This is a genomic window from Sphingobacterium sp. xlx-96, from assembly GCF_011007365.1.
In the GTDB taxonomy this organism is placed as follows: Bacteria; Bacteroidota; Bacteroidia; order Sphingobacteriales; family Sphingobacteriaceae; genus Sphingobacterium; species Sphingobacterium luzhongxinii.
The window spans coordinates 224,273-238,288 of record NZ_WFKM01000004.1 but is presented as its reverse complement, the minus strand read 5'-3'; the positions used below and the strand labels follow the sequence as shown (position 1 = coordinate 238,288).

Sequence of the window (14,016 nt, the reverse complement as noted above, 5' to 3'; positions counted from 1 at the left end):
ACGAGTCAATTTAGTGGATGCTTTCAATAATCCGGTTGCTAATGCTTCTGTGGAGTACACCGTTTCAGGTTTGACAGGCGTTCAGACATCTACATTAATTGGTACTTCAGATGCTAATGGCCAGTTTGAACTAACGTTGACCAGTGAGAAGATCGGTACAGCTAGTATCACAGCTACTGCTGGTGGTACTGCGATTACATTGGGAAGCCCGGCATTGGTTACGTTTGTTGCCGGTGCTATTGATTTCAACCTATCTAATATTGAGGTTATTGATAATAACGCAACTGCAGATGGTGTTGAAGAGAATAAAGTACGAGTCAACTTAGTGGATGCTTTCAATAATCCGGTTGCTAATGCTTCTGTGGAGTACACCGTTTCAGGTTTGACAGGCGTTCAGACATCTACATTAATTGGTACTTCAGATGCTAATGGCCAGTTTGAACTAACGTTGACTAGTGAGAAGATCGGTACAGCAAGCATCACAGCTACTGCTGGTGGTACTGCGATTACATTGGGAAGCCCGGCATTGGTTACGTTTGTTGCCGGTGCTATTGATTTCCGTAAATCAAACATCGAGGTTGTAGATAACAATGCTACAGCGGATGGTATATCTAAGAACAAAGTTGTCGTCAACTTAATGGATGCGTTCAGTAATCCGGTTGCTAATGCTTCAGTAGCATATACTGTTGCAGGTTTGCCAGAGGCTCAGCCATCCGCGTTGACGGGTACATCGGATGCAAATGGTCAGTTCGAATTGACATTGACCAGTGAGAAGATCGGTACGGCAAGTATCACAGCTACTGCTGGTGGTACTGCGATTACATTGGGAAGCCCGGCATTAGTTACGTTCGTGGCAGGAGCTATCGACTTCCGTAAATCAAACATCGAGGTTGTAGATAACAATGCTACAGCGGATGGTATATCTAAGAACAAAGTTGTCGTCAACTTAATGGATGCGTTCAGTAATCCGGTTGCTAATGCTTCAGTAGCATATACTGTTGCAGGCCTGCCAGAGGCTCAGCCATCGGCATTGACGGGTACATCGGATGCAAATGGTCAGTTCGAATTGACATTGACTAGTGAGAAGATCGGTACGGCAAGTATCACGGCTACGGCAAATGGTACTGCGATCACGGTAGGTAGCCCAGCGTTGGTTACGTTTGTCGTAGGAGCAGTCGATTACGACAAATCGAATCTGAAGGTCACAAAAGATGGCGCTATCGCCGACGGTGTTGATTATAACGAGTTTACTGCGACTATCCTTGATAAGTTTGAGAATCCAATTGCCAATAAGGATGTTGAGTTCGGTATTACAAATCCTGACGGGAGTAAGACTAGCAAAACAATTACTACGGATGCGAACGGTAAAGCTGTTATCCCGACGACTTCTACAAAACCTGGAATAGTTACTGTAGACGCACAGGTAGATGCAAAGTCTATTAACGGTAGCCCAGCAACGGCAAGATTTGTTATCGCTAATAACTTAGAAGTAACCAAAGTAGCTGATCAAAACCGCGTAAAAGCTGGTACAAATACAACGTTCACTGTGACGATTAAGAACGACGGGCCAGCCAACATTGCAGCGGGTAAGGTCATCACTCTCGGTGAAATGCCAAGCACAGGTCTGACGATTACAGGCTACGAAGTGACTTCAGCAAATGGTACAGCTGTTGGAACGGGTAACTCTGCTACGATAACTACAAGTAGTGCAATTGCAGTAGGAGGTACGATCACTGTAAAGGTAACAGCGGCGGTAGGAGCAGATGGACCATCTACCATTACAAATGGTATTAAAGTTTGGGGACCAGATAAAGATCCTGGTACTGATCCTGAGGATGATAAAGATGAAACGCCACCAGTTCCGGTAGATCGCGAATCGAATTTGAGTATTGTTAAAAAGTCAGATCAGACTCGCGTAAAAGCGGGAGAAAATACTACCTTTACATTGACTATTACAAACGATGGTCCATCTACTATCGATATTGGCAAAAAAATCCAGTTGACAGAACGTCCTGGTGCTGGCGTAACTATCGATAAATATGAAATAATAGGTACGAATGCAACGGTCAATGGAACGGCTAATAATGCAATAGTAACTACAACAGCCAAGATAGCTCAAGGACAAACGATTGTAGTAAAAGTTACAGCTAAAGTCGATGCAGATGCACCAACGACTATTACCAACGGTATTACAGTATGGGGGCCTGATAAAGATCCAGGAAAGGATCCAGAAGACGATGAGGACGATACACCTCCAATTCCTGTAGACCGTGATTACAACTTGACAATAGAAAAAGTAGCGGATGAGACACGTGTTAAAGCCGGTGAGACTACAACATTTACAGTGACGATCACCAATAATGGTCCTTCTGTGATGGAGATAGGCAAAGAGATCAAGCTAACTGAGCGTCCAAGTGCTGGAGTGACTATAGAGAAATATGAGGTAGTCGGTGATAATGCGACAATAGCAGCTTCAGGTAATAAAGTTACCGTAACAACTACGGCTAAATTGGCTTTAAATGGTACTATTACGGTGAAGATTACCGCTAAGATAGATGATGAAGCTCCAGAGAAGATTACCAACGGAATCTCTGTTTGGAGACCAGGTAAGCCTGATACGGAAGATCCGGACGATGAAGATGATACTCCGGAGATACCAGTAGTCTATCCATTGATTCAAGCGGTAGATGATATTGCTGAAACAAAGACAGCAATACCGGTGATAGTGGATGTCTTGGCTAATGATGTCGTTACAAAATGGGATATTAACCCAACGAGTCTAGAGGTAGTTACATCGTCTTCGGGCGCTCAGGTTAATGTCGAGATAGATGGTAAGGTGACATATACCTCATCGCGTGATATGATCGGTGAAGATACCTTTACTTATCGCGTGAAGGATGTAAAAGGCAGATGGAGTAATATAGCAACAGTGCGTATAGCAGTGGTTAGCAACGACTTGGGTATTCCGAACATCATAACGCCGAATGGTGACGGTAAAAACGATGTGTTCCGTGTCAAAGGGCTTGAGCTGTATGATAGAGTCGCACTTACAATTGTTAACCGTTGGGGGAATGAAGTGTACAAGAGTAATACATACAATAATGATTGGGGTGGATTGGGATTGAGTGAAGGCACTTACTTCTATGTGCTAGAGTTGATGAAAGGTGGAAAAGTAGAGGTACATAAAGGATGGGTGACAATCAAATCAAATTAATTGAAGTAATTAAGTAATACGCGTTATGAAACGATACGGAATAAAATGCGCACTAACGTTGACCATGGCTCTTCTAGTATGGAAGGGCTACGGCCAACAAAACATTCAGTTTACGCAGTACATATTTAACTCGATAAGTATTAATCCAGGCTATACGGGCTATAAGGAGGAATGGTTTGGACAGATGGGGCTCCGTAGCCAGTGGGCAGGATGGGATGGGGCTCCAAAAACAGGAACTATCTCGGTAGACGGAGTGCTCGATCAAGATAAGCGACATGGGGTAGGGCTTCAGGTTACCGCAGATCAATTGGGAGCGCAAGCAGCAACCAGTGTCTATGCGAATTATGCTTTGCGTTTACAATTGGATCGTAGAGATGAACACCGGTTGGCGTTAGGTATTGCGGCAGGAGTGACACAGTACAGTCTTGATGGTAATAAACTAAAATATCACGATCAGGGGGATGTGGTAGTTCCGGATGGAAAGATCTCTACTTGGAGACCGGATGTTCGTTTGGGGGTGTATTACAGCAATCCGAAGTGGTACGCAGGTGTTTCTGTTCAGGATTTGTTTAGCAATAGTAATAGCGGTGAGGATTTTCAGTTCAATCAAAATTCACTTGAAAGTCTGTACCGTAAAGTCCATGGTTATTTTATTGCAGGGATGCTCGTAGAACTGGATCGAGGTTTAATGTTGAGGCCAAGTATTCTTATAAAGGATGATTTCAAAGGACCGACTTCTATGGATGTCAACGCCATGTTCATCTTTAATGACAAGTTTTGGATAGGTGCAGGATACAGAACGAGAGCAAAGATTTTTAATCGGGAGTATGTATCAAATTCTGCAAGTAAACTAAGTTCATTGAATTCTATTAGTGGTGTTGCTCAATTTTATGTTTCGCCAAAATTCCGAATAGGATACTCTTATGATCATATGCTCAACCGTATGAGTGGTATGCAGAATGGAACGCACGAGGTGACTTTAGGTGTTACTTTTGGAAGAACAGGAAGACAGGTCTTAAGCCCGAGGTATTTCTAAGATCATTAAGGATGACAAAAACTAGTTAGATAACTACAAATTGTGAAACATATGAACAGAAGATATTATAAGGGAATAGGAGCTTTAGTTTTACTATTGGCTCTAAATATACAGTCTATCCTGGCGCAAGAGCAACCGGGACGGAAAGCTCGTGCTGAGCAGCAGTTCTTACGAATGGAATACGCTAATGCAGCACAGTCGTACGAAGAACTAGTGTTGGATAAAAAGAATCCGAAGACACTGGACATGGAGCGGTTGGCTGAGAGCTATTACTATATAAAGCGTTATGATCTGGCGGAGAATTGGTTCTCCAGAATAGTCATGTTAAGTGATGCCAGCAAGGAAGCGCATTTGAAATATGCTGAGGTATTAAAGCAACAGGGAAAATACCCAGAGGCGAAAGAACAATATGGAAAGTATATCAATAAGTATGGAGCTAGTCAAGAAATAGATCGCGCTATTATCGGTGCTGATTCTGCGGCTTACTGGATGCAACACCCTACTAAACATCAGATAAAGAATGAGCAGACAGTAAATACCGCACTGGCCGAATTTGGACTTACCCCAACGGCAAACGGCGCTTTATATGCGGCCGAACCCAATAGCTTGTTAAAGGAGAAGAGTGGAATGACTGGTCAGGCCTATCTGAAAGTATATTCGGCCGAGCGTCGGATGGATGGGAGTCTTAATTATCCTAACTTGATGACAGAAGCATTTAATAATTCTACCTATCATGTAGGGCCTGTCGCTGTAAACCTAGCAAATGATATGTTGTTTTTAACACGTACCTATGCCGGTAAAGATGCGCAAAAGTACAAAGAAAACGCGCAACGTTGGAAAAAGCAGAACTTGGAGCTAAGCATTTACAAGAAAAATGGAGATGCTTGGGTGGAGGGGAACTTTCCTTTCAATAATGTAAAAGAGTATTCACTGGGACATGCTGTATTAAATAAAGATGAAACGGTTCTTTATTATGCTTCAGATATGCCGGGTGGACAGGGAGGTGTCGATATTTGGTATTCCGAATTGCAGAGCGACGGCACCTGGGGGGATCCCCAGAATGCAGGTAGCCAGATCAATACGACAGGCGATGAAATGTTCCCTGCGATAGAGGGAGATAATCTCTATTTTTCCAGTACAGGCCATATAGGGATGGGCGGATTGGATATTTTTAGAGCCAAAGGTGCGAAATCTAATTTTTCAAAACCTATCAACATGGGATATCCGGTAAACTCAGCTTCTGATGACTTTGCTTTTGTAAACAGTATGGATGATGACAATCATACGATGGGGTATCTATCTTCCAATCGTTTAGGAGGAGTTGGGTCTGATGATATATATTCCTTTACGTTGACAAAACCTCGGTTAAATATTGAGCTGATTACGATCGTGAAAGATAAGAAAACGGGCGAAATATTGGAACAGTCGATAGTCATGTTATATGATCAAAAGAATGTCGTCGCCAGAGGTAGTACAGATATCAATGGAACTATAAATTTTGATCTGGATAAAGGATTGGCGTATAAAGTTTACGGCGAGAAACCAGGGTACATGGCCGATAGTATACTGGTTAATGCTGTTTTTCCAAAGCAAGATACCACGATTAGAGTTACATTAAATTTACAACCGGTAAATAAAGTGGGTGAGAAGTTTGTTCTAGAAAATATTTATTACGACTTCGATAAACATAATATTAGACCAGATGCTGCTTTGATCTTAGATAAGTTGGTCGCTACTATGCGCAACAATCCAACATTGAAAATCGAATTATCAAGTCATACTGATAGTCGAGGATCTGATAGTTATAATATGAAGTTATCACAAAAGCGTGCCCAATCTGCTGTCGATTATATCGTCAGTAAAGGAATTGAAAGAGATCGGATGGTCGTCAAAGGATACGGAGAAACTAGATTGGTAAATAAATGTTCGAATGGAGTGAAGTGTACGCCGGAAGAACACCAGGCAAACAGGCGGACAGAAGTCGAAGTGATTGCTTATTAACTAGCTCAGTTTTTTTATCATACGATTCAGTATGATTTTATAATGGTAGATGCGGAATGCGGTATTTTCTCCCCGATTTTACCGCTTCCTTTTTTCTGAAAGTGTCCGTATAATTGATTCGTTTTAACTCTTTATCCTATCAATGAGCTTACTTCGTACGGTTTTAATGGACATCAAGAACTTTCATATCTGTAAAGTCTATACTATTAACAATTATACCTATTCCTTGAAGAGAATGTACAATATCATTTTTACTAATCTCACAGGAGCTACTGGCTTCTATAGAAATCATAACTGAATTCGCTGTCTTACCATTGGTGAGGTCTTGATAAAGATTTTCGTAGATCTGTAACATAGGTCTCTTTATAAATTGTTTGTCTGGCAATTACATAGAGTAGGTGAGAACGCTAAAAGTTACAACTTTTAAAAATATGGACTATGAAAAAAATGAGAAACTGGAGGAAGAATGAACTATCAATATTGTTCATCTTTGTAGATAGCACACAAACTTTAAAAGTTTGTACCTTTGTCGTAGAATAGTCCGTATAGTAGAATGAATATAGCTGATTTATTGATAACAAGAAAGGAAGCAGTTTCTTTAGATGACATCATCCTAACTCAAGATAGTAAAGTACAATTAGATCGTTTACTGAAAGAGCATAAGTATCTGGATATATTGCAGGGATATGAACTCCCTGTAAATAATAAAATACTGTTGTATGGGGCTTCTGGTTGTGGTAAGACGACAACAGCCAAAGCTTTGGCCAATGCGTTAAACAAACCTATCTATATTCTTAATCTCAGTAACGTAATCAGTGCCAAGATCGGAGAGACATCTCAGCATTTGAAACAGGTCTTTGATAAAGCCGGCCGTGATCAAGCTGTCCTTTTTCTAGATGAATTTGATCAGATTGGGAAATCCCGTATGAGCGAAGATAAAGATGTTGGGGAGATACGTCGTCTTGTCAATACATTGATACAGTTGATCGATTACTATCCTGAAAAGGCATTGTTAATCTGTGCTACCAATCATATTGAAGTTATCGATAAGGCCATCGTTCGACGTTTTCAGATACAGATCGAATACACACTGCCCGCATCAAATGTACTGGATGAATATTATGATACACTGTTGCGAAAACTTCCTGAGCAGGTTGTAGATGATGTTGAACGTAAGTACAGCATATCTTTTGCGGAGGCTAAAGACTATGCATTTACTCAGGCTAAGTACAATTTGATTCAACAGTTAGAGCGTAGCGAAACGCTATTACAAGATGAAGCCTTAGAAGCGTAGCTTTTATCTATAGGTAGGTATCTTCATGCAGACTCCATAGACCCTTGCTTAAAGTGCAACGGGCCAATAGTTTTGAAACTATTGGCCCGTTTTGTAATTGTTCAGACTAATTATACAACTGGTTGAACAGAAGCTTGAATGTGGCATGACTTTGTGCGCGATTCGTAATTTCAGGACCAAAAGCAATAAGCTTTCCGTCGCCTATTTTGGCAGTTAGGCCTATGCTTACGCCTTCTAGGTAATGCTGACCGTGTGCCCATCCACTCAAAAGCGATTTTTTGTTGTTGATACTGCCTAAGGAGTACAACATATCTGTATTTTCGATTTTAAAGACCGGACTATTGTTAAAGACGATATTTACCTTACTATTCATGCCAAAATTTTCTGCTCGTGAAAGATCTAGCTCCGCTTGCAAAATACTTGTCGGTATATAATAATCAGAACTGCTTAGTCCCACAGCTTTGTTTTGTTTATCAGTTGTCAAGAGCGGGTCTACTACAGGTAACTTAAAATGGTATACCAGATCTGAAGAACTACCGATGGTCAATATTTTTCCACCTTGCTCGATGTATTGTTCTAATATTGGGATAGACTTACTTTTCGTAACCTGTCCAAGTAAATGAGTGAATTGAGTAGGAACCAGACGGTCTTCAGGTAGCCTGAATTTAGTTGTTTCCTCTCGTCGGGTGGGAATGCCTTGACCTACAAAAAGCAAGATGTCATATTTTTTAATATCATTATTGTCTATATTTTTCGGATAGAATAGCTCATAGTTAAAGCCGTATTGTTCGAGAATCCAACGCGTCCAACCAGAAGACATAGAACCACCATAATGATCGAATAACCCGATCTTCAGTGGTTTTATAGAGATTAGGTGTTTAGGTTTCTTGTCTATGGCTTGGATATTAAGACTTAGATCATGAATAGTGTTCTGAAGGAGGTTCTGCTGTTTTCCGTCGATGTAAAAGTCTTTTGAATGAAGGTCCCGTTGGGGTTTTAGACCCGCAGCAATTAATTTGTTAACGACCAAAAACGCATCATTTGCTTTTGCGTTGATAAGGTATCCTCCTCGGCTGGTCAGCAGTTTGTCGGTAGGCGGAGTAAGAGCTATTCCATACGGTTTCCGTTCAAAAGGACCTGCAATGTCCTCGTAAAGACGGTCATATTGTACCCCCATTTGGAGGCCTAGTGTCCAACCTGCAGCATCATAAGGTCGGATGGGTGGGCCACCTTCGTATTCGGTATCATGCGGATGATCCTGTGGCTCGAACATATCAATGATTTGTGGACGAAAGGCCTGATTTGTTTTTACAATAATGGAATTTTTTGGATAAGATTTACCAGCAATAGAAAAGTCCTCATGAGCCTGATATACATATATTCCTGATTTTATTAGCGCATTGACAAATTTTAAGGCTGTGCCAAAGTCTGCCTGGTCTGCTGGAATGATATAGCTACGAGGATCTCTGTTTTCGGAGTTACGATATAGACTGTCTACATAAGAAGTTGGGATACCTTTTGATCGAGAAGCGGAGGTCCCGTCGTAGGACATTTTTTTTGATTTAATATCATTTTCGTAGGCTGTTTTTAGCGCGTTAATATATCGTGGATACGCCGTCCAGTGGTCTGTATTACCTCTTTCAATGGAGTTCTTGCCCATTTTGTAGAAGTTGTACAGCAGTTTATCCCCATTTCGGGAGGCATAGTCTAATATGGCCATGTTCATTGATACAGAGTAATCTATGGATTGTTGAAAATGCCACTTTTGGGGAGATACGGGATTAGGTAGACCATTTCTTGGCATCTGTCGCTCAGCTATGAAAGGGATTTCCGCCGGGGTAGGACTACCTGTTGTCTCCGTCAGTATACCGATCATATTATGAAAGTAAGGTGCTGTACGCAACCCTCCATTCCACCAAGTGGAAAATGTGGACTGATCCATACGCACATAGCCAGGCTTGCCCTCTTCATTTAGTCTGTTTATCATGGCAAATCCCACACCATCGATTCCGCTTACGACTAAGGGGTCGTAAACCTGGTTAAAAGGGTCTCGGTAAGGAGGGCCTGCAACAACTGTCCCTTCGGGTGACGTTTGATGATGATTGTACACAATTTGCGGCAACCAGTCTACATACATGACTTTTGCCAGATTGCTCGCTTCTTTCATGTTGTACATAAAGAAATCCCGGTTATTATCATGTCCGACATACTTTTGGTATAACGTAGGAATAGACATGTTTCGATCCTTAGGATTTTCATATTGCATATACCAATCCGCAAGTAAATCCTGTCCATCAGGATTGACATGCCACATCAATACGACGACCTTATCGAGGTAGGTTAGTATCTCCTGATCGTTGCGTGAGGTAAGTTGATAAAGTGTCTCGACCAGTTGGTGCGATCCTACGGTTTCATTTGAGTGCATTCCTCCATCAATCCATACAATAGGTTTACCCGTCTTGGCTAGTTGCATCGCATCTTGCTCACTTATACCTTCGGCACGGCCTAAGGACTGCGATATTTTTCGATACTCTTCTATATTAGCAAGGTTTTCAGGAGATGAAATAATTAAAAGATATTGTTGCCGACCTTCCTCCGTCAGGCCTGCTTTTTGTATCTGTACGCGGTTGGATGATGAGGCTACTTTTAGAAAATAGCTTTCCATCGCTTTGTAATTTGCGATTTTATAATCGTCGCCGATGTTAAATCCAAAATGAGATTTGGGACTGCTGACTTCTTGAGCCTGTGTTTGTGCAAGTCCCAGTGTAAGGGAAAATAGATAGGTGAGTAATTTATTTACTTTCATCATTATTTATCGGAAGTTACGGCCTAAATAGCTTCTAGGGTTTACGAATTATTTCGGTTAATATAATGATAAAGATACTTTTTCTTTTTGGAATCTCTAGCTATATAAGAATCCCTTTAGATCTCCTTCTGATCGGTAAGAATAAAAAAAGCGATTCGTATTACGAATCGCTTTTGTACCCAGCGCCGGAGTCGAACCGGCACATCCGAAGATATTGGTGTTTGAGACCAACGCGTCTACCAATTCCGCCAGCTGGGCATGCTGTTGTTTCATTGTTGACGATGCAAATATAGGTCTAATCCTTAAAAAAGCAAAGAAAAAAAATGTATTTTCTCAAAGTGTCTGATTATGAAATAGAAAGTTTTTTTGACAAGGTTCAAGCCCATAGAAAAGCTATTGAGAGATGGGCTGTATTCTAAAACAATAAAGGCCAGTTTTATGTACTGGCCTTTGCGAGGTATAAAATTAAGTGGACATTAACTAGTGTGCACTCAGTTGCTTTTTCTTTTCTTCATCAAAACCAGCTTCTAGTTCAGCCAATTTTTTCTTGCCATAAGCCATTCTTGTAATAACAACGAATAGCACGGGTACTATAAAGATGGCTAAGAATGTAGCTGCCGTCATACCTCCGAATACAGTCCAACCAATTGTCTGACGAGATACAGCTCCTGCTCCAGTAGAAAGCATCAAAGGAATAATACCTAAGATAAATGCGAGCGACGTCATGATAATCGGACGGAGACGAAGTTTAACAGCATCTAGTGTCGCTTCAATAAGATTCATACCGATGTCTACCCGTTCTTTTGCAAATTCTACGATCAAAATTGCATTTTTGGCAGCCAAACCAATGATAGTAACGAGACCAATCTGTGCAAAGATGTTATTGTCGAGCTGCGGAATAAACATTAACGTTAATATCGCTCCGAATATACCTAAAGGAACGGATAGTAAGATTGAAAATGGTACCGACCAACTCTCATAAAGAGAAGCTAACAATAAGAAAACAAATAGGATACACAGCGCAAAAATCTGTAATGTCTTAGAGCCCGATTGTTTCTCCTGTAATGTCAGTCCGGAGAACTGATAATCGTATCCAGCAGGAAGAGTCTGTGCCGCGACTTCCTCTAGTGCCTTGATCACATCTCCCGAGCTGTAGCCAGGGGCAGCACCACCAGAAATATCTATAGCACGGAATATGTTATAGTGATTGATCAAAGACGGCATAGTGATCAGTTCATAGCTGACCAAAGTTCCTAAAGGAACAGGATTGCCTTGAACATTATTCACATACAGTTTGTTGATATCGTCGATCCCCATTCTATAACCAACATCTGCTTGTGTTACAACACGGAAGTTACGGCCATATTTGGTGAAATCGTTGACATAGCTGCTACCTAGGTATGATGAAATAGTAGCATAGATACTTGAAATTGGCACTCCCATGCGTTTCGCTTGCTCGCGGTTTACTTCCAACTTATAGTTTGGCGAGTTGGAGTTAAATAGGGTATAAGCCATTCCTATTTCAGGACGCTGATTGGCTGCCATTAAGAATTTACCCACGGTAGCCTCGAACTGTTTGATATCTACGGTCTGTAGATCTTGAATCTGTAGCGAGAAACCTCCGGAAGCACCTAGACCCGGAATAGCAGGAGGTGTAACGGCTAATACCCTTGCTTTACTATATTGTGCATATTTCTTCATGATGGTACCTGTGATTTCATTCACAGTACGTTTCCGCTCTTTCCATGGCTTTAGCGATACGAATAGTGTAGCACCATTGGGTTTAAATGCTCTATTTAAGATATTGATACCCGAGATGGATGTCACATATTTTATTTCCGGGAATTCTTTTAAGAATTCTTTTTCCAGTTCTTCCAATACAGCATCTGTCCGTGCTGAAGAAGAACCTTCTGGCAGGGTAACACCGGCAAAAAACATTCCGCCATCCTCTGAAGGTATAAAACCTGTAGGCTTGACTTGGAACATCCACCCCGTGCCAATAAATATACATAGTAATACGATCAGTACTAATGGAGTCGCTTTGATCGCTTTTTTTACACCTTTAGAATAGGAATATGTTACTTTTTCAAACCACAAGTTAAATTTGTAGAAGAATTTGTTTAGGCCTCTGGATTCTTTCGTGACAGAAGTCGGCTTAAGCATTATAGAACAGAGGGCAGGTGTCAATGTTAAGGCTATAAAGGCAGAAAGCATTACCGAAACGGCAATCGTAATCGCAAATTGTTGGTACAATTTACCTACCATTCCTGGGATAAAACCTACAGGCACAAATACCGCTGATAGGATTAACGCAATAGCGATTACTGGAGCTGTGATGTCTTTCATGGCTCGCATAGTAGCTTCTTTTGCGCTCATCTTATAGTTATCTATATAGTGCTGTACGGCCTCCACAACAACGATAGCATCATCCACAACTATACCGATGGCCAATACAAAGGCGAGCATCGTCAGGTTGTTGATCGAGAATCCAAATGCGAGGAAGAAGATAAAGGTACCTACAATAGATACAGGAATAGCAAGTACTGGAATTAGCGTAGCTCTCCAGCTCTGTAGGAAGAAGAAAACTACCAACGTTACCAACAATAGGGCTTCTATCAAGGTCTGGATCACCGACTCGATGGATGCATTTACTACAGAAACCGTTTCGTAACCGATGACATAATCAACATCTTCGGGGAAGGATTTTTTTAGTTTTTCGAGTGATGAAAAGATACCTTCAGCAGTTTCTACGGCATTACCTCCCGGAGTCTGACTGATCATCATACCGGTTGATACCATACCATTTACTTTTGTCGAGGTACCGTAACTGAACTGTCCCAGCTCCACGCGAGCAACATCTTTTAGCAATACAATTGATCCGTCTTGATTGGTTTTAACGACTATCTCTTCGAAATCTTCAACTTCGGAAAGATCAGAATCTGTGATTACAGGATATTCAAACACTGTTGACGACTCTTGTGGTTTACCACCAACACTTCCTCCTGGGATACGTATGTTTTGTTCCGCTATGGCTGAAGAAACATCCGAAGGAGTCATTTTTAAGTTGGCAAGTTTGTTTGCATCTAACCACACCCGCATAGAAAACGGTTGACCAAATGCAGTAACATCACCCACTCCCTTAACACGCATTATCGCATCTTTGATATAAAGGTTGGCGTAGTTGGACAAGAATTTATCATCTCGCGTTCCTTTCGGCGAAACGAGGGATACCAACATCAGGATATCCGTGTTGGCCTTACGTGTAGTAACACCGAGACGACGGACAGCCTCTGGTAAAGATGGCTCGGCGATACCTACTCTGTTCTGAACGTCCAAAGTAGCAATATCGATGTCCGTACCAACCTCAAATGTTACTGTTATTTGTGATTGACCATTTGAAGTACTGTTGGAAGACATATAGATCATTCCAGGAGTACCATTGATTTGGCTCTCTATTGGTGTAGTTACTGTTTGTTCTACGGTCTGCGCATCTGCTCCAGTATAGTTGGCCGTTACGGTAACTGTAGGTGGGGCGATGGAGGGGTATTGACTGATAGGCAATGTCGAAACGGCAATCACACCAACGATGGTGATCAGGATGGATATAACCATCGCCGTTATTGGCCTTTTAATAAATACTTCTGATATCATTATTATTTATTTAG

7 protein-coding genes and 1 tRNA gene are annotated in these 14,016 nt (G+C 41.4%); 4 read left to right on the top strand and 4 right to left on the bottom strand.

What is annotated here, in order from left to right; all coding sequences use genetic code 11:
• The 3 genes from G7B20_RS09370 to G7B20_RS09360 all read left to right on the top strand — a co-directional run.
• Window positions 1-3,214 (top strand): Ig-like domain-containing protein (locus tag G7B20_RS09370; protein WP_164110572.1); only part of this gene is annotated, 3,214 nt, incomplete at its 5' end.
• A 25-nt stretch (window positions 3,215-3,239) separates the two neighbouring features.
• On the top strand, window positions 3,240-4,250 hold the full coding sequence (locus G7B20_RS09365; protein WP_164110570.1) for a type IX secretion system membrane protein PorP/SprF: 1,011 nt from the start codon (window positions 3,240-3,242) through the stop codon (window positions 4,248-4,250).
• A gap of 51 nt (window positions 4,251-4,301) precedes the next feature.
• Window positions 4,302-6,251: an OmpA family protein gene (locus G7B20_RS09360; RefSeq protein ID WP_164110568.1), complete on the top strand. Its 1,950-nt coding sequence runs from the start codon at window positions 4,302-4,304 to the stop codon at window positions 6,249-6,251.
• Between the two features lie 163 nt (window positions 6,252-6,414).
• Here G7B20_RS09360 and G7B20_RS09355 read toward each other — a convergent pair whose 3' ends face one another.
• Entirely contained in the window at window positions 6,415-6,606 is a 192-nt protein-coding gene (locus tag G7B20_RS09355; protein WP_164110566.1) for a hypothetical protein, read from the bottom strand.
• A 198-nt stretch (window positions 6,607-6,804) separates the two neighbouring features.
• Between G7B20_RS09355 and G7B20_RS09350 the strand changes: the two genes are divergently transcribed.
• Window positions 6,805-7,545, top strand: a complete 741-nt coding sequence (locus G7B20_RS09350; protein WP_164110564.1) for an AAA family ATPase — start codon at window positions 6,805-6,807, stop codon at window positions 7,543-7,545.
• A gap of 106 nt (window positions 7,546-7,651) precedes the next feature.
• On the opposite strand, the gene G7B20_RS09345 is transcribed toward G7B20_RS09350, so the two are convergent.
• From G7B20_RS09345 to G7B20_RS09335, 3 genes are all read right to left on the bottom strand, one after another.
• Window positions 7,652-10,354 (bottom strand): M14 metallopeptidase family protein, encoded by a 2,703-nt coding sequence (locus G7B20_RS09345; protein WP_240465997.1) that lies wholly within the window; start codon window positions 10,352-10,354, stop codon window positions 7,652-7,654.
• A gap of 173 nt (window positions 10,355-10,527) precedes the next feature.
• Window positions 10,528-10,609: transfer RNA gene (locus G7B20_RS09340), tRNA-Leu, on the bottom strand.
• Between the two features lie 222 nt (window positions 10,610-10,831).
• Entirely contained in the window at window positions 10,832-14,002 is a 3,171-nt protein-coding gene (locus tag G7B20_RS09335) for an efflux RND transporter permease subunit (protein WP_164110562.1), read from the bottom strand.
• Window positions 14,003-14,016: the final 14 nt, after the last annotated feature.